The 17,952-nt window shown below is 64.5% G+C and carries 15 protein-coding genes; 5 read left to right on the forward strand and 10 right to left on the reverse strand.

Annotation, left to right across the window (positions count from 1 at the left end; translation table 11 throughout):
• Window positions 1–121 precede the first annotated feature (121 nt).
• The gene (locus tag CMN27_RS05570; RefSeq protein ID WP_293624721.1) at window positions 122–871 is read left to right on the forward strand and encodes a DUF3750 domain-containing protein; all 750 of its coding nucleotides are present in this window, start codon (window positions 122–124) and stop codon (window positions 869–871) included.
• A 267-nt stretch (window positions 872–1,138) separates the two neighbouring features.
• Here the strand turns inward: CMN27_RS05570 and CMN27_RS05575 are convergent, their stop codons facing one another.
• Window positions 1,139–2,743: an MBL fold metallo-hydrolase gene (locus CMN27_RS05575; RefSeq protein ID WP_293624722.1), complete on the reverse strand. Its 1,605-nt coding sequence runs from the start codon at window positions 2,741–2,743 to the stop codon at window positions 1,139–1,141.
• A 362-nt stretch (window positions 2,744–3,105) separates the two neighbouring features.
• On the opposite strand from CMN27_RS05575, the gene CMN27_RS05580 reads away from it, so the two are divergent.
• Window positions 3,106–4,215: a C45 family peptidase gene (locus CMN27_RS05580; RefSeq protein ID WP_293624723.1), complete on the forward strand. Its 1,110-nt coding sequence runs from the start codon at window positions 3,106–3,108 to the stop codon at window positions 4,213–4,215.
• A 47-nt stretch (window positions 4,216–4,262) separates the two neighbouring features.
• Here CMN27_RS05580 and CMN27_RS05585 read toward each other — a convergent pair whose 3' ends face one another.
• The 3 genes from CMN27_RS05585 to cynS all read right to left on the reverse strand — a co-directional run bounded on the left by CMN27_RS05585 (window position 4,263) and on the right by cynS (window position 7,404).
• The gene (locus CMN27_RS05585; protein ID WP_293624724.1) at window positions 4,263–5,996 is read right to left on the reverse strand and encodes a bifunctional protein-serine/threonine kinase/phosphatase; all 1,734 of its coding nucleotides are present in this window, start codon (window positions 5,994–5,996) and stop codon (window positions 4,263–4,265) included.
• Between the two features lie 94 nt (window positions 5,997–6,090).
• Window positions 6,091–6,903 (reverse strand): formate/nitrite transporter family protein, encoded by an 813-nt coding sequence (locus CMN27_RS05590; protein ID WP_293624725.1) that lies wholly within the window; start codon window positions 6,901–6,903, stop codon window positions 6,091–6,093.
• Window positions 6,904–6,957: 54 nt separating this feature from the next.
• Window positions 6,958–7,404 (reverse strand): cyanase, encoded by a 447-nt coding sequence (gene cynS / locus CMN27_RS05595; RefSeq protein ID WP_293624727.1) that lies wholly within the window; start codon window positions 7,402–7,404, stop codon window positions 6,958–6,960.
• 252 nt (window positions 7,405–7,656) lie between these two features.
• Here cynS and CMN27_RS05600 point away from each other — a divergent pair, with 252 nt between their 5' ends.
• Window positions 7,657–8,928 (forward strand): mechanosensitive ion channel domain-containing protein, encoded by a 1,272-nt coding sequence (locus tag CMN27_RS05600; RefSeq protein WP_293624729.1) that lies wholly within the window; start codon window positions 7,657–7,659, stop codon window positions 8,926–8,928.
• Window positions 8,929–8,957: 29 nt separating this feature from the next.
• On the opposite strand, the gene CMN27_RS05605 is transcribed toward CMN27_RS05600, so the two are convergent.
• Together CMN27_RS05605 and CMN27_RS05610 are read right to left on the reverse strand one after the other, a co-directional pair.
• Window positions 8,958–9,227: a DUF3253 domain-containing protein gene (locus tag CMN27_RS05605; protein ID WP_293624731.1), complete on the reverse strand. Its 270-nt coding sequence runs from the start codon at window positions 9,225–9,227 to the stop codon at window positions 8,958–8,960.
• Between the two features lie 5 nt (window positions 9,228–9,232).
• On the reverse strand, window positions 9,233–10,897 hold the full coding sequence (locus tag CMN27_RS05610) for an alkaline phosphatase family protein (RefSeq protein ID WP_293624732.1): 1,665 nt from the start codon (window positions 10,895–10,897) through the stop codon (window positions 9,233–9,235).
• Between the two features lie 319 nt (window positions 10,898–11,216).
• Between CMN27_RS05610 and CMN27_RS05615 the strand changes: the two genes are divergently transcribed.
• Window positions 11,217–12,197 (forward strand): aspartyl/asparaginyl beta-hydroxylase domain-containing protein, encoded by a 981-nt coding sequence (locus CMN27_RS05615; RefSeq protein WP_293624733.1) that lies wholly within the window; start codon window positions 11,217–11,219, stop codon window positions 12,195–12,197.
• A gap of 250 nt (window positions 12,198–12,447) precedes the next feature.
• Complete coding sequence (locus tag CMN27_RS05620; protein WP_293624734.1) at window positions 12,448–13,542, forward strand: mechanosensitive ion channel domain-containing protein; 1,095 nt, start codon at window positions 12,448–12,450, stop codon at window positions 13,540–13,542.
• Between the two features lie 5 nt (window positions 13,543–13,547).
• On the opposite strand, the gene CMN27_RS05625 is transcribed toward CMN27_RS05620, so the two are convergent.
• The 4 genes from CMN27_RS05625 to CMN27_RS05640 form a co-directional block, all read right to left on the reverse strand.
• Entirely contained in the window at window positions 13,548–14,204 is a 657-nt protein-coding gene (locus tag CMN27_RS05625; protein ID WP_293624735.1) for a DsbA family oxidoreductase, read from the reverse strand.
• Window positions 14,205–14,291: 87 nt separating this feature from the next.
• Window positions 14,292–14,942, reverse strand: coding sequence for a hypothetical protein (locus CMN27_RS05630; RefSeq protein WP_293624736.1), 651 nt, complete (start codon window positions 14,940–14,942; stop codon window positions 14,292–14,294).
• Window positions 14,943–15,102: 160 nt separating this feature from the next.
• Window positions 15,103–16,596, reverse strand: coding sequence for a UdgX family uracil-DNA binding protein (locus CMN27_RS05635; protein ID WP_293624737.1), 1,494 nt, complete (start codon window positions 16,594–16,596; stop codon window positions 15,103–15,105).
• Window positions 16,597–17,874, reverse strand: a complete 1,278-nt coding sequence (locus CMN27_RS05640) for a putative DNA modification/repair radical SAM protein (protein WP_293624738.1) — start codon at window positions 17,872–17,874, stop codon at window positions 16,597–16,599.
• Between the last annotated feature and the right edge of the window lie 78 nt (window positions 17,875–17,952).

Raw genomic sequence — 17,952 nt, forward strand, 5'->3', positions numbered from 1 at the left:
GGGGCGCTGGCCAGTGGACGTACGACATGGCATACAGACGGCATATGACGAATTTTTCGACCGACCGCGTTCCTGCGTCTGCGCACAGGCGATGCCGTATCAACATGCAGACGCTCGGCACATGAAACGCGCGCTGCTCGTTTTCATCGCCGCAATAGTGTTCGTGGTATCCGGCCCGGTGCTCATGCTCGCCAGCGACGAACTGCGTATGGGCCAGAGCTGGCGCGATGCCGATCGCAGCTCGGCGCAGCTGGCGCCGTCGCCCGCCAGCGAACCGCGGGCCGTGGTTCAGGTCTACGCCGCACGCGCGTTCAGCTGGCGCGGCATCTTTGCCGTACACACCTGGGTGGCCACCAAGGCGGCCGGCGCCGATCGCTATACGGTGCATCAGGTGGCCGGGTGGAACCATCCGCCCTTGAGCTCGCGCACCGATATCCCCGATCGCCGCTGGGTGGGTGCCACACCAAAGCTGCTGCTCGATCTGCGCGGCGCGCAGGCGGCCACGGCCATCACTCGAATCGAAGCGGCGGTGGCAGCCTACCCTTACGACGTCTATCGAATATGGCCCGGCCCGAACAGCAATACCTTCGTTGCCTGGCTGATACGCCGTGTGCCGGCCCTTGCCGTCGAGCTGCCGCCCACTGCGATCGGCAAGGATTATCTCGAGGCCAAAGTGTTCGCGCGAGCGCCCAGCGCCACCGGCTATCAGCTATCGCTGTACGGCGCGCTCGGCATACTGGCCGCCCGCGAGGAAGGCATCGAGATCAACCTGTTCGGGCTGGTCTGGGGCATTGATCCGGCCGACCTGGCGATCAAGTGGCCCGGTTTGGGGCGGATCGCCTGGCACGACCCGGAGCCGGATGCGCGCTAGTACGCCGTGTTTGCGTATTGCGCTCGACAGCCGCCGAGGCCGGGGGCCATCCAGCTTCTCGACCCGACCGGCCGCGCGCGTGGATACCGCCCTGGTATCCCGCGCTCATTGATTGCCGGACGGGCCGCGCCGGAGCGAATGCGCCGGCTGGCAGGGCCTGATCGACCCGTTTCATGCACGGTCTGACGTCGCATACCGGGATCCACCGGCCGCTACTCAATCAGCCAATACCCACGAGTACCCACCGCTCGCAGCCCGCCCCAGGCGCTACTCTGCGCGGCGCAGGCTGGCCAGCGCCTGCGCACGCAGGCGTGCACGTATCGCCTGGGCGTTCTGGTCCGCTGCGTCGAGATCGTGTTGCTCGCCTGTAGCCGGCAGCACCATGTCGGCAAGCGGCCGATCGTGCGGCCGCTTCATCGCCGCGCGCGCATGCAATGCGTCAGCAAGGCCCGCACGCATCGCGCTGTCTCCGTGGTTGAGAAACACGGTCGCCGCCGGCGCCGGCTCATCGATTTCGAATACGAACCGACACAGCGCATCGATATCGCCATGGCCGGAATAATAGTCGCCCAAATCCACAAGGCGGGCCTGAATACGGGTGGGGTCGATACGGGCTTTGCCGAGCACAAGGGGCGTATCGCTTGGCCAATCGCCCGCAATCAGGCGCCGCAGTCGTCCCGCACCGGTTTCGGGCGGCGCATAGCCGCAGAGCACGATCGTGGCCGCGGGGTTACCGATCTGGTCGGTAATGAAATCCACGATGCGCCCACCCTCGCACATGCCGCTGCCTGCCAGCGCGACCACGCGCGACAGCTCGGGGTCGTGCATCGCACGCAGCGTGCCGCCGGGCGCCCTGTTACGGCCGACCCGCGCCCATAGTTCAACGAGATACCGATCGACCGCGGCCTCGTCGGCCAGGCCCAGCCGATCCGCCAATGTCGGATTACGCCAGGGCGATTGCGCGCCCTGCTCGCTGCGCCGCGTCAGCAGCTCGGCATAGACCTCGGTCATCCGCGCCGCCAGCGGGGCATCCATCGACAGCCAGCGGGGCCGACCGGCCGCATCCGGCGCACCGGCGGCACTATGGCGTAGCACCCGATGAAGATCGAACCACAGTTCCTGCGCTCGATGAATCGCAAAACAGGGCACCACCACCGGCCCGCCGCCGCGTGCGTCGCTGTCGGCAAACACGTCGGCCCATGCCGTCTCGCGACCGGCGGCCGACTTATAGCGCGGCGGTCGCGCGGGCTCGGCGCCGCGGGTCGACTCCACCACCATATAGTCCACCGCACCGGGCGTTTGCTGACCGGCGAGCAGCGATTGATACGGGTTGGCCGGCGTATTGCCACCGATATCCCCGCTGAAACAGATCGATCGCCGCGTGCTCGTACGGCTGCGCCAGGCAATCGTGAGCGCGACCGCGCCCAGGATATGCGCGCTGCGGTGAAACGTGACCGCGACACCGTGCAGCCGCATGGGCTGGCCGAAGTTGAAGTCGGCACGGCGATCGAGCGGCTGGAAATCGATCATCTCGACATCGTCCGCGTCGTACTCGCGCGAAAATTTGGCGGCATCCATCAACGCGATACGCGTCATCGCCGCCGTGGCTTCGGTGCAATACACCGGCCCGCGAAACCCGGCCCGATGCAGCTGCGGCAGCCGCCCGCAATGGTCGCGATGCGCATGGGTCAAAAAGACACAGCTCAACGCCCGCGCATCGAAACCCAGCCGCGGCGCCCCGTCGGGTCGCATCAGCTCGCGCTCGGCATGGGCACCACAGTCCACAAGCGCACGCAGCCCCAGGCGCGTATCCGTAAGCAGGCTGGCAGAGCCCGTGACGCCGTCCGCGCCGCCGATGAAGGTTAATTCCATGGCGCTAGTATGCGTGCTCGAGGGCGTTCGGTTTCAACGGGCATGCCGCTGGGGCCATGGCGGGCGATGCAAAGCCCGAATTCTGCCGCGCCCGATTTCGCGATTACCGGCATTTGGCGTCGAAGCTCGGTTGGGATGCTGGGCGGGGAGCGGATATTCAATCCCTAGTCCGCTAAGCGCGTGCCACATGGCTTTTCAGAGCGCGCCGCAAGTTCCACATACTGGCCGCTGAGTCCCGGCTCGGGCGGATCGCCTGGCAGCCCCCGGCGCTCGAGGCGCGCCCCCACCGGCCTTATGCTTCGATTTTGCCCACGGCGGGCCGGGCCTCCAGGCTGTGGCTATCCAACCACCCCGGATACACCATGGGCCTTACCCCGCTTCGACTGACCGGTTCCGCTGCCGAGATGGGCGCCGCCCACGGCGCACGCTATCGCGACGCAATTCGCCGCTTTGCCCGCGAACGTACGGCCATGGCGGGTTCGGCCTACTGGGTCGGGCGCGAACTCGCGCGAAGCGAGGTCCTGGATATCGCCCGTGGCTGCATGGACGCACATGAACGCTTCGACGCCTCGTTGACCAGCGAGCTGCAGGCCATGGCCGAAGCCGCCGGGCTGGATATCGCCGACATGCTGGTGGTCGGCGGTTTCACCGACCTGGTGGATACGATCTATGGCCGCCATGGTCACGGCGCGCCCGCCCCGCGGGGCGCCGATCAGTGTACGGCCCTGTTGGTCCCCGGCACGCGCTGCGCCGACGGCAACGCCTTGTTCGCCCAGACCTGGGACATGCACGAAAGCGCGGCCGAGCACGTACTGCTCGTCGAAGCCACGCCGGACGATGCCCCCGCCTTCACCGTATTCACCAGCATGGGCTGTCCGGGGATGATCGGCATGAACGAACACGGCATTACCGTGGGCATCAACAATCTGGTGGCAACCGACGGTCAGCCCGGGGTGACCTGGAACTTCATCGTGCGCGCGATCCTGCGCCAGTCCACCCTCGAAGACGCCCTGGCCTGTATCACCGACACGCCGCTGGCCGGCGCCCACAATTATCTGCTGCTGGATTCGCAGGGCCGCGGCATGAACGTGGAAGCCATGCCGAGCCGACATGCGATCACGCCGCTGGAACAATCACCGCTGGCGCATACCAATCATTGCCTGAGCGATGCGACACTTGCCGTCGAACGCAGGCGCCTGCCGGGCTCGCAGGCATCGAGCGAGAAACGCCTGGCCCGTGCCTATGCTCTGCTTGAGCAGACCCCGCTGCACGATATCGATTCGCTCGCCGCGATCACCCGCGACCGCGAAGCGATCTGTGTCGAACCCACGGCCGAGGTGCGCGAGGCCAGCTGCGGCGCCGTGATCGCCGACCCGGCGGCCGGCACGCTCTGGGCACTACGCGGCCTGCCCAGCGAACAGACCTACCAGCCGTTTCTCGTGCCGAATTTCGAGCCGGCGGTACAGGCGTAGCCAGGTGCTTTCACCCGCCCGCCTCGACGATCGATACGGCCATGCGATCAGCTTCGGCCGATATAAAACAGCAGGCCGGCAATAACCAGCGCCAGCACGGCCGACAGCCCTTTCCAGAAACGGTTGGGGTCGCGCTCGATCAACGGCAGTCGATGATCGGCCACGAGATCACCGCGGGGGTGGCGCAGGTCGTAGACGAACTCGGCGACTTCCGCATAGCGCTGGCTCGGGTTCGGATGCAGGGCCTTGCGTAGCGCACCGTCCACCCAGGCCGGCACATCCGGGTTGTAGGGGATCGCGCTCGGATAGCTCAGGCGGTTGAGGTCGGCGCTGCTGCGTGCCCGCGACACCTTGGGCCCGTACGGCAGGCGACCGGTCAGCATCTGATAGGCGATCACGCCCAGGGAATAGACGTCGGAGCGCGTGCTGCCCTGCCCGCCGACGAAATATTCCGGCGCCGCATACTGACTTGTGCCCAGCACGTCGTCGCTGCCGTGACGGCCGACGCTTTCGCGAATGCCGGCGACTTCGACCGCACCAAAATCGATGATCTTCACCGTGCCGAGCGTGTCGATGAGGATATTGTCGGGCCGAAGATCCTGATGAATCATTTCCTGGCGATGAAAGGCGAGTATGCCCTTGCCGATCTGCTCCACGATCGGGCGCACGCTGGCCATATCCGGCCGCGGGTGGTCGAGCATCCACTGCGACAGGGTCTGGCCCTCCACGTACTCCATGGCCACAAAGACATGCGCGGGCTTGTGCCGCGGCGGCGAGGCCTTGAGCACATGGGGGCTGTCGACACGACGGGCAATCCATTCCTCGAGCAGAAAACGTTCCAGCAGCACGGGATCATTCTTGAGATCGCTGGCCGGAATCTTGAGGGCCACGGCCTGTGCGCTGTCGTTATCGCGGGCCAGAAACACATGGCTACGCCCGCTCACATGCAGGCTACGCACGATCTCGTAGCCTTCGAAGGTCATCCGGGGTTCGAGGGCGGGCGCAAACGCCAGGTCGGTGAGCCGCTCGGCGATATCGTCCGCGTTCTGCTCGTCGAGGCTGTCGATGCGCGCGATCTGCACGGTGAGGTTGTCGTGGCTGCCGTGTTCGTAGGCCATGGCCACGATGCGTTCGGCCGCGGTGTCCAGCGCATCGCCGTGGCAGCTGACGGTATCGATGAGGGTGGCATCGTCCATGTATTCATAGACGCCGTCGGTGGCGAGCATGAATACGTCGCCCACTTCGACATCCAGGCGCTGGTAGTCGATCTCGACCTGGTTGTTGATACCCAGCGCCCGGGCCAGATAACTCTCGTGACGCGACATCTGGATCCGATGATCTTCGGTCAGGCGTTCCAGCGCCCCGTCGCGCAGGCGATAGATACGCGCATCGCCCACATGAAACAGATAGGCGCTTGCGGCCTTGAACACCACCGCGCTGAAGGTGCACACATAGCCGCGCTCGGCGTCTTCGCGATACTGGCTCTGGCGTGTCTGGGCATACAGCCAGGCATTGATCGCGGAGATGACGCGCTGGGCGGCGTTGCGAACCGACCAGGCATCCGAGGTGCAGTAGTAGTCTTCGAGAAAACTCGACACCGCCGTTTCACTGGCGATATGGGCGACATCGCTGCTGCTGATGCCGTCCGCGATGGCCAGGGCAATGCCCTTGGACTGCAGAGCCGTACCCTCGGGTAGGCGCAGGCCGTGAAAATCCTGGTTGCGCGGTTTGCGACCGGCGTGGGTAGCCTGACCGGCGGTGATTGCGAGCGAGTTGCTCATGACGCGCTCAGGCTCGGCCCGAACACGCGCCATACCGGATCACGGGGCGAACCGCTGGCCCGCCCCGTGGGTTGCTGCGATGTGCAGGACGCGCTCAAACGATCTCGCGTCGTGCCTGGGTACGCACATGGGTGGAGTACAGGGTGAGCCCGGTCAGCGAGATGCCGCCGACGATATTGCCCAACACGGTGGGAATCTCGTTCCAGAAGATATAGTCGCCCAGGGTGAAACCGCCGCCCAGAATCAGCCCCAGCGGGAACAGGAACATGTTCACCACCGAGTGCTCGAAGCCGAGATAGAAGAACACCATGATCGGCATCCACATGGCCGCGATCTTGCCGGTGGCCGAGGTCGACACCATGGCCCCAACCACGCCCATCGACACCATCCAGTTGCACAGACAGCCGCGGATGAACAACGTCATCCAGCCGCCGAAGCCGTGTTCCTTATAGCCCAGGGTGCGGCCCTCGCCTACATGCGCGATGGTCTGGCCCACTTCGTTGACGGGCACGGAAAACCCGTAGGTGAAGTTGATCGACATGATCACGGCCACGGTGAGCGCGCCGGCGAGATTGCCGAGGAACACCAGCCCCCAGTTTTCCAGCACGCGCGGAAGGGTCACGCCCGGGCGCTTGTCCAGCCAGGCCAGCGGGGTGAGCATGAACACCCCGGTAAGCAGGTCGAACTTCATGAGGTAGAGCATGCAAAAGCCGACCGGGAACAGCACGGCCCCCAGCAGCGGATTGCCGGTATTGACGGTGATGGTGACCGCAAAGACCACCGCCAGCGCGAGAATCGCGCCGGCCATATAGGCACGCACGATCGTGTCGCGTCGGCCCATATAGATTTTGGATTCGCCGGAATCGACCATTTTCTTGACGAATTCCGCCGGTTCTAGATACGACATGGGTTCTCCCTGAAACGAGGTGACTGCACCGGAATAGAGCGCCGCACCGCGGTGCTACCAGCGCACATAGGGCAGGAACTTGCCGTTCATGACGATCTTCACCCGGTCGCCCTTGGGATGTTCTTCGCGCTCGACGTCAATCATGAAATCGATGGCGGACATGATGCCGTCGCCAAATTCCTCGTGGATGCACTGCTTCACGCCCGGGCCGAATACCGACAGAATCTCGTAGAAGCGATAGAGCAGCGGATCGCTGGGGATGGTCTTGTCCATCCACTGCCCTTTCAGAGGGCATTCCTGTAACGCGTCGGCGACGTCGTCGCCCAGGTCGAGCACGGCCGTGATCTTCTGCGCCTGTTCTTCGGTCGCCGAGGCTTCGCCCAGGCAGGCAGTGGCCGTCCATACCGGCGCCATGCTGATCTCGGCGGCGATTTCATCCCAACGCAGCCCCTTGGCTTTCTTGGCATCCAGAATGGCCCGGGTCATGTCTTTCTTTTCCACGGTGTTCCCTTTGGTGGCGTGAGTGTCTGATGGCTTACGGCCGTCGCGCTCGCGCGCCCTTGCGCGTCGCGGTGCGACCTTTACAGCGCTCATTGCAAGATACTTGCCATTACCGTCGCGATTCGTCGGCGCGCGCCCGGGGCGTCAAACGACGTGGCGGTACGCACCGCCTTGCTTGTCGGGCATCGCGTCGACGGCTACGGTCGTATCATCTGCATCTGGCTGGGTTTTTCCGGGGTATCGATAAACTGCATGTATAAACGTCTGGGCGCGGGCATTACGGCCCTGCTGTTTACTGCCACCTGTGTTGCCGCCGGCGCAGCGCTCTATGGCTGGTGGCGTACCGATCACTGGAACGGGCTGCCGATCCCCGAAATCGCGCTGACGCTGGCGACGATTCTGCTGGCATGGCTGGCCAGCCGATGGACCGACCGGCTGGCGACCGGCCTCAACGAGGGGCATCACGTCTGGCAACGCCGCCTGCGGCGCTGGCTCAACGTCGAGGACGGCGAACGCTTTCGCGAGGCCGACCTTGTGGCCGCGCTACTGCATCTGGCGATATGGCTGGCCGTGCCGCTCGCCTTACTGGGTATCTGGGGGCTGTCCCGGGCCAGCTTCGACATGCTCCGCCATCTCGCCTGGACCGGGTTCAACCTCGGCCAGGTCCAGATCGTGCCGGCCCAGCTCATCATGGGTGCCCTGTTGCTGGTACTGCTCGCCACCGTCATCCGCTGGCTGACCGGGCGCATGGAAAACCAGTGGCTGGCGCGCACGCCAATGGAAACCCATACCCGCGAGGCGGTCGCCACGATTACCGGCTATGTGCTGTTCGTGATCGCCGCGCTGGTGGTGCTCAGCTATGTCGGGCTCGACCTCACCAAGCTCGCCTTCATCGCCGGCGCGCTCTCGGTGGGTATCGGCTTCGGGCTGCAGACGATCGTGAACAATTTCGTCTCGGGGCTGATTCTGTTGTTCGAACAGCCGGTGCGGCGCGGAAACTACATTACCGTGGGCGACACCGAAGGCTTCGTACGCCGGATTCGTATTCGTGCGACCGAGATCGAGACGCTGCAGCGTACGACCGTGGTCGTGCCCAACTCCGAGCTGCTGACCCTGCACCTGAAGAACTGGAACCTGCGCGACCGCTACGGGCGCATCGGCTGTCCGGTTGGCGTGGCCTACGGCAGCGACGTACGGCTGGTGGAAAGGCTGCTGCTGGAAGTCGCCGCCGAGCACAAGGACGTCATCAGCGACGGCCGCGGCGGCGTGCCCAAGCCGGTCGCCCTGTTCCGCGGCTTTGGCGATTCCACCCTCGACTTCGAGCTGCGCTGCTTCATCCGCGATGTGACCCGGCGCTTCTTCGTGGTGTCGGATCTGAATTTCGCTATCGACGCCGCTTTTCGCGAACACGATGTCACCATCGCCTTTCCGCAGCTCGACGTTTGGCATCGCAGCCTACCGCCCACCCCACAGCCGCCCGCTGATAGCGGCGACGACGCGCCGGACAACACGCGCCCGGACTGAGCCGGGCCTCGTTCCGTGCCCGGTACCGACTAGGGGCCGCCCTCAGTCGGGCGGCCGAGGCGAATCGGCCCGCGCGCGCTGCGAATATCCACCGATCGGCCGCCCTGCGTGGCAACGATCTCGCCCGCATCGATCAGCCGCGCGGCCGCGGCCCTTACCTCTTCCATATGGGCGCGCCATTCATTCGCCGACCACAGGTCGCGGGCGACTTCGGATGGGCAGATGGTGGCACCGCGCCGACGTGCATCCACGCCGTCGAGAATGGCGGTTTCGATCGCGTTGTACGGGGAATCGGTCATGCGGCTTAGGGGTGCTCGGCGGCGGACGCGTCCTGGCGGAGACGCAGCAGCAGATCGGCGATCAGGCGCTGATCGTGACGACCGGCGAACGTCGTCTTTACGACACGGCGGAGCGCTTCGCGGTCATCACCACGCCGGGCCACGATCAACGGCAGCTCGGAATCCCGCGCCGACGGACTGCCGTGCCAGGAATGATAAAGCGGCGCGAAATAATAACGCCGCGCAGGGTCGTCACGATCGCCATTATGCGCCACCAGGATCAGATCGCCGGCCCGATCGCCGTGCGTACCCACCGTCAGGTCGTGCAGGCGCTGCGGCATATCCACATAGTTCGGATGCGGATGTTCGACCAGATAGTCGGCGATCGGCTGGCTCTGGCCATGGCCGGTATAGACCTCGAATACCTGTTCCGCATCGCTGTCGGAGGCCGCGGTACGGATCAGGATCATGTCCAGCGTGCCCTGCATCTCGGGCACGAGCAGACCGTCTTCGTTGTTGCGATAAAACGCCTCGGCCGCGGTCTCGATATCCTCGGCGCGAGCGGGTTGTGTCCAGTCGCAGGGGGTATCGCGGGTGGCACAGGTGGTGCGATCGGCCACGTACACGTAGGCCAGCGCGCCCTGGTAGGCGATCACCGCATCGAAGAACACATCGTCATCGACGTCCAGGGTATACGGCCGCAGGGTGAAGCCGGCGGCTTCGAGCACGTTGGGCGGCTCGCCTTCGCCATCGGTGGACAGCGAGTGTGCGTCGTCGTGCAGCACACCGGTATGGCCATGGTCCGAGGTAATCACGATATAGCGATCGTCGAGTTCGCCCGCCTCTTCCAGCGCTTCGTAAAGGTCGGCCATCATCGGCTCAAGGCCCTTCTTCAGATAGTCGCGGCGCGAGACGTCGGGGTCGGCATCGGTGATATGGGCATAGTGATCCAGACCCGGCAGATAGATCGTGATCACATCGGCGGCCGGCTCGTCCTCGATGAGGTCCTGCATGTTCTCGATGACCTCGGCATCCAGCTCCTCGAACAGCGATAACGACTGCGCGCCGGTGAGCTGGCCGGCCACATGTTCGGCGAACAAACTCTGGAAGGCATCCAGCATGGCCGTACGGTCGGTGAGGATCAGCCGATCTGCGCCGCGATAGAACTGGTGCATGCCCACCCAGATACGCACACCCGGATCGGTTTCGCGCAGGCGTTCATAGATCGTGGGCACTTCCAGCAGATCATTCGCATAGCCCTCGGTATAAATCTTGAATACCTGCGTGGCTTCGGGAATCGTCACCGGCACGGGCGCGGCGTATTCTCCGGTCGCACGAATAAAGTATTCGTTGCCAGCCACGCCATGCTCGGCCGGATTGGCGCCGGTGACCGTGGTCGCCCAGGAGACAGCCGTGGACGACGGCAGCACGCTCACCACCGATTCCTCGAACCAGGCATGGGCAAAATCGTTGCTGGCGTCGTCGCCGAGCAGGCGTGCCATCTCCGGCAGCTCGCCGGCGCGCAGCATGTCGTAGAGCAACGGCCGATCGATGCCGTCGATCGCCACCAGCAGGATTTTGGGCGCGTCATGCGCTGCCGGGCGTTCGTCGGCATCGGTTGCGCGCAGTTCGACCTGTTCGCCGGCGACCCAGAACTGGGCGGCCTGCCAGACGCAGCCGCTGATCAACACAGCCGCGCAAACACTCGATACCCGCGTTGCAAGACGAACCCGCCGTCTGGTTGCTGTGCCCACGCTCTGGCTCCCTGTTCCTTAACGACCCTGTTGTTGCCGGCGGCGCGAATCGGGGCGTCCAATATTGCGCATGCAAGATAACCGAAATTACATGGCGAGGCCGCACTTTCGCTCGACTCCAAGGCCGGCCGGGCGCAGCGATAAATGGCGTGTACATGCTTGACGCCGTACTAACACGAACGCTTGCAAAGTAACGACTCCTACGAGGCAAGTGGCCGGGCGGGGATCACGCCGGGGCCACGTCAGAGGAGTTGTTATGCCCTTATTGTGGATGTTCGCGGGCCTGCTGGTCTTCGTGACCGGCTCCATGTTCTATGTGTACCGTCTTCGCGGCAACGTGCGATACGACAGTTTCAAGCAGTATCTGCGCAAGGGCTGGCCCATCTTCAGCCCGCTCAACTGCCTTCTGTACCTGTTCACCGAGCCCCGGGCACAAAAGCCGATCGCCGACACGACGCGTTTCCCCGAACTGGACGTGATTCAGCGCAACTGGCCGGTGATTCGTGAAGAAGCCCTCGCCCTGTATCACAGCGATGCCTTCGAAGACACCCAGGCCACCGACTCGGCGGCCTATTACGACATCGGCTTTCGCACCTTCTACAAGTACGGCTGGCGCAAGTTCTATCTGCGCTGGTACGGCACCACGCATAATTCGGCCAAGCGCCTGTGCCCACAGACCACGCGCCTGCTCGAAAGCGTTTCCTGCGTGAACGGTGCCATGTTCTCGGTGCTGCCGGCCGGTTCCAAGCTGACGCGGCATGCCGACCCGGCGGCCTGTTCGTTGCGCTATCACCTGGGTCTGGCCACGCCCAACGACGACGCCTGCTATATCAACATCGACGGTCAGGATTATTCCTGGCGTGACGGCAACGATCTGCTGTTCGACGAAACCTATCTGCATTACGCCCATAACGATGCCGAACAGGATCGCGTAATCCTGATGTGCGATGTCGAGCGCCCGACGCGCGTGGTGGGCCCGGTCGTGAATTTCTTCTACAAGGCGATCATGCGGGCCACGCTCGTGCCCAATACCGCCGAAGACAAACGCGGCCTGGCCAACCGGGTATTCGCCAGTCTGGCGCCCGTGTTGGCGAACACGCGCGAACTCAAGCATACGCATCCGGCGCGCTATACCACGATCAAGTACTGCGTGAACGCCTCTCTGGTCGTGCTGGCCTCGGGCCTGCTGCTCGGCGCCTGCATGGCGGTCTATTCCGTAGGCAAGGCGCTGACCTGATCGCGGCATCCGACTTCGGCCGCACCGACGTATGACCCGCGCCATACGGCAGAGCGAACACAGCGACCGCACGGCAGTATCCGGTTGGATTTCAAATACGGTCATAATGGTCCGTAGACCGCACCGACACGCCTGGCATGGTTTTCGCTAACCAACAGCATGTTGTGAAGGCATACGCCGGGATCGCCGGATCCAACGGTCGCACCGCCCATCACGGTATAGCGGAGTTCGCGTAGATGAAACGCATCGAATGCTAGAAAGTCTGGATACCCCGGCCGGGCGCTGGGCACTTGCCCTGTGTACCGGCGCCGTCGCCGCGATTGCCGTCACCATCGTCTATGCCCTGCTGATCAAGGTCGCCTATCGGCTGACGCTTCGGCATACCATCGCCCGCGAATTCCTGCGCCAGTGCGACAAGTCGGGCGCCGTGGTGGTGTTTTTCCTGACCCTGCAGGCGGTCTGGCATGCCAGCCCGGACGATATTCCCTGGATCGCGGCCATTCGGCATATGAACAGTCTGTGCCTGATCCTGGCACTGACCTGGGCGGCCCTCTGCGCGATCACGGCCATCGGCGATCTCATCGTCAGCCTGAACCCGGCCGTGGAAGGCCGGCACCACTCGGCGCGCAAGCTCGAAACCCAGGCCCGCTTTCTCACCCGCGGGCTGACGGTGTTGGTGGCGATCATCGGTATTTCCACCGCGCTGATGACCTTTCCCTCGATCCGCCAGCTGGGCACCAGCCTGCTGGCCTCTGCCGGCATCGGCGGCCTGATCATCGGTTTTGCCGCCCGGCCGGTGCTGTCGAACCTGCTCGCGGGCTTGCAGATCGCGCTGTCGCAGCCGTTTCGTATCGAGGATGTGCTCAAGTTCAAGGACGAATGGTGCTGGGTCGAGGAAGTGACCATCACCTATGTCGTACTGCGTACCTGGGACCTGCGCCGCCTGGTCGTGCCCCTGCAGTGGTTCATCGAAAACCCCTTCGAGAACTGGACCCGCCGTCCCACGAGCCTGATGGGCTCGGTATTCATGTGGCTGGACTACCGCATGCCCGTGCCGCCGCTGCGCGCCGAATTCGAACGCCTGCTCAAGGCCGACAGCGCCTGGGACGAACTCATTGGCACCACCCAGGTGGTGGACGCCGGCGAGCACGCCATGCAGATACGCTTTCTGATGAGCTCGAACGATTCCATCACGCTCTGGCACCTGCGGTGTCGCATGCGCGAGGCACTGCTCGATTTCGTGCAGCGCGACTATCCGGACTACCTGCCGAACGTGCGGGCCCGCATCAACGAAGACGAAGTACCCGAGCCCTCACGCCCGCCCGCGCCCACGCAAGACGCCTGATCGGATCACGCCTGCTCGACCTGCTCGGCCGCGATCTGGCGCAGGGCATCGGCCAGCGTCGCCGGCGGCTGGGCACCGGCCAGCAGATACTTGTGGGCAACCACGAACGAGGGTACCGACGTCACACCCAGCGACTGCCAGTAGCCGACTTCGCGCTCGACCTGCTCGGCATAGGCTTCGCCGGCAACGATTTCGCGGATATGCGCGCCGTCGAGCCCCAGCGATTCGCCGATCGTGGCCAGCAGCTCGGCGTCGGTCGGGTTTTCGGCGCGGCCGAAGTAGGCCTCGAACAGCGCCCGGTTGAACGCGCCATCGCAGCCCTGTTCCTTGGCGTACGCCAGCACGCGATGCGTGGCGAAGGTATTCCAGGAGCGCCGCTCGAGCGCCTTTTCGAAGTTCAGCCCGAGTTCGTGGGCCGCGCTGGTGATTTCGTGCTGCGAGGCTTTCATATCGGCCTCGCTACGCCCGTATTTCGCACTCAGGTGTTCCAGAATATCCCGGCCCTCTGCCGGCACGTCCGGGTTGAGTAGAAACGGGTGCCATTCGACTTCGACCGCGAGGTCGTCATCCAGCAGCGCCAGCGCCTGCTGCAGGCGCGCATCGCCGATCGCACACCAGGGACAGACCACGTCGGACACCAGATCGATCTTGAGCGTTTGCATCGCTCGGCTCGTGACAGGATTGATAACTCGATAGTGCCGTTGATTACGCCCGTTTCAAGCAGTACCGGCCGAGCGCGATCGCCGCGGCTAACCGCGGCGCCGGCCGGGGGCGTTGTCGTCGGGCGCATCCGATGCCGCCGCACTCTGCTGGAACTGGACCGCCATGGTGAGCGCGCTTTCACAAAACGCCATGACCCGCTCGAAATCGGCCTGGGGCAGCTGGCGGGCGGCCTCGTTGCCGCGATAGATATTCATCCACTGGCGGTCACGTTCGACCATGCCCGGCAATCGCCCCACGCCCCAGTCCTCGGCCAGGGCCCACAGACGCGGGTTGAAGCCGCGCACCAGCTGAATCAGAAACGGAATCGGATCGTTGCGGGCCAAAAGCGACGTCAGCCGCAGGATCAGATCGAAGGATACCGTCGCCGAGCCCTGCTCCATGGCCTGGAGCACGGTCTTGTCCTCCAGGTCCAGGGCGTTGGCCAGCTCATCGAGCGACAGGCCCGCGGTCTGGCGGGCATCCTGAATCGCCTCGCCGGCGCGCTTCATCCAGGCGCGCTGTTCGTCGGACAGCAGCCGACGCTGGGCCCGATCGAGAATGATCGTACGCCCGATATCAAGCGTCAGCCCGCCCACGCGGCGGGTGAGCGCGCCCAGCGCCTTCTTCGACAGGCTGCCACTCAGGCTCGCGAACTGACCCAACAGATTGCTGCGTGCGCTTTCACCTTTGTCTGCCATACGATTCGACCATCCGCGGCTGTATTGCAGCGCTGATCATGCACGCCTGGCCTGCGGTTCGCGAGTCGAACCGAGCGCGTTGCCGATTCATCGGGCCAACCGGGCGCGCCATTCGACGTTTAGGCGCTCGCTACGAAACGCGGGACTTTCGACCCTCGAATCAGGCCCAATCCACGGCCATGGCCAGATCGGCAACAAAACGCGCGTATTCGCTATGGTTCGCCGCAGCCGCGCCGCGGCGCAGCAGATAGGAGGGATGCACGGTCAGCAGATAGCGTCGGCCCTCATGGTCGATGAACCGTCCGCGATCACGGGTTACACGCACGTCGGCACCCAGCAGCGCGCGACCGGCGGTCGCCCCCAGGCAGATCACGAGCTCCGGCGCGACCAGGCCGATCTCGGTATCCAACCACGGCCGGCAGGCCATGACTTCGGTTTCGCTCGGCGTGGCATGCAGGCGCGTCTTGCCGCGCGGGCTGAACTTGAAATGCTTGACCGCGTTGGTCAGATAGACCCGCTCACGCCCAAGCCCCGCCGCCGCCAGCGCACGGTCGAGCAGCTGGCCGGCCGGGCCGACGAACGGCCGACCGGCGAGATCTTCCTGATCGCCCGGCTGCTCGCCCACGAGCATGACGCGGGCGTTGGCCGGCCCTTCCCCGAACACCGTCTGGGTGGCGGGTTGCCACAACGGGCAGCCGCGACAGGTTTCGGCCTGTAACGCCACCCGTTCGAGCGAGGCGGGGGCGCTGGCTTCAATCGCCGCGGCGTTATCGGCATCCGGGCTCGCGGGGCGCGGCCCACAGCGCAGCTCGTCGCTGTCCCTGCGGTTGGCCTCCATGGCCTGAACACGCCGATCGGCATCGCGCAGCAGCGAGGGAATGAGATGCGCTTCGGGCATGTTCTTCCAGTACTTCTGCGGCATTTCCGACTGCATCGCGCGAATCTTGACGCGTGCAGGGTTGAATATGCTGCGGTAATAGGTCTGCCAGGCGGCCTCCAGCCGATCGCCCTCGGGGGCGGCCGATTTGTCGGTGGCCGGCGAAAACCATACCTCGCCACCGCCTTCCCAGTGCGCGCAGCCGACCGGGGTGAGAATCGACCAGCGCATGTTGGCAAAACGGCGTTTGAAAAAGCCGCTCACGTACTCGACGATGAAGTGCTCGGGCTCGAACCAGGCCACATAGCGCGGCTCGGTATCGGCCGCCCCCGGCTCGTCGACTTCGCGAAAACGCACGAACGCCTTCATCTTGTGCACGTCGCGCCGTACGGCTTTGGCATAGGCGGTAAAGCGCACCACGTCGCGATCGCCGCTGAGCTGCAACAGATGGCGTTCGCCGTGGGTCAGCCGCCACAGCAGGCGATACAAAAGCGCCCAGCGATCGTCGCTGTGGTGACAGGCCACCGCACGAGCCTGATCGACAAAGGCCTTGGGCACGCGCTGTACCGGTCGGGCGGACGGCTTATGTTCAGCCGCCGAGGCCTTCGTGTCGTGTCGCCGTGCCGCGGGCTGCCACCAGACATGCGCCGGCGGCGTCTGGTCGGCCAGCAACTGGCGGGCCTGTGCCTGCCAGCCGGCGAAATCCGGCGAAAACCTCGCGACGACCTGATCCTCGGCGGTCGACGCGCAGTCGAATAGCGATACCTGAAAACTCATCTAGAAATCGAAGGCCTGTTGCGCGGCGCGGGCGGGCGCAAAACGTGCACGCAGCGCGGCACTGGGCGCTTCGGACAGGGCCGGCCAGTGATTGGCGCAAACCACGAACGGCATGGCTTTCTTGACGCCCGCCTTCAATGCCACGAGATCTTCGAGGCGTATCTTCTGCCAGCGTCGAATCTTGAGCAGTTTCTGGACCGACTTCACACCGAGGCCAGGTACCCGCAGTAGCTGCTCGCGCGGGGCACAGTTGAGATCGACCGGAAAATACGCACGGTTGCGCAATGCCCAGGCCAGCTTTGGATCCACATCGAGATCGAGCATGCCGGCCGCCGGGCTATCGTCTTCTCCGGCCGTGATTTCGTCGTGGCCATAGCCGTAGAAGCGGATCAACCAATCCGACTGATACAGCCGGTGTTCGCGCATCAGCGGCGTACGCCGGGCCGGCAGCTTGGCCGAGGCATCGGCGATGGGCGAAAAGGCGGAGAAGTAAACCCGCTTGAGCTTGTAGGCGGAATACAGATTGGCCGTGGTCGACAGGATCTGGGCGTCGGTCGAGGGTTCGGCGCCGACGATCATCTGCGTGGACTGGCCGGCCGGCGCGAACCGGGGCGCGGCGATCCGCCGCGGCGACAGGTTGGAGGCGCGACGCGCCTCGCGACGACTGTCGGCATATTCGTCCTGGCGCGCGCGGATACGCGCCATCGACAGCTTGATGGTTCGATGATCCTTTTCCGGGGCGAGATCGGCGAGCGCGATCCGGGTGGGCAGTTCGACGTTGATCGACAGCCGGTCCGCATAGGTGCCGGCATCGGCCAGCAGCTGGCCATCGGCGTCCGGAATGGTCTTGAGGTGGATATAACCGCGGAAATCGTGGTCGATACGCAGCCGCCGTGCGACTTCCACCAGCTGGCCCATGGTGTAGTCCGGGCTCTGAATCACCCCCGAACTCAGGAACAGGCCTTCGATATAGTTGCGCTTGTAGAAATCCAGCGTCAGGCGCACCACTTCGTCGACCGTGAAGCGCGCCCGGGTCACGTTCGAGGAATTACGGTTGATGCAATAGCTGCATTCGTAGACGCAGAAGTTGGTCAGCAGAATCTTGAGCAGGGAGATGCAGCGCCCGTCCGGCGCATAGGCATGACAAATCCCCGAGCCTTCGCTGGATCCGACCCCCTTGCCACCCAGCGAATGCCGCGAGCGCGTGCCGCTGGAGGCACAGGAGGCATCGTATTTCGCGGCGTCCGCGAGGATTTCGAGTTTCTTGAGCAGCTCCATAAGTGTAACTATATACAGCTACACGCGGTTTGGATTCACCTCCCCGTGGTTTTTTGCCACAACACGCCGCGCGGTCGA

The sequence above is a fragment of the Salinisphaera sp. genome, assembly GCF_002729955.1.
GTDB lineage: Bacteria > Pseudomonadota > Gammaproteobacteria > Nevskiales > Salinisphaeraceae > Salinisphaera.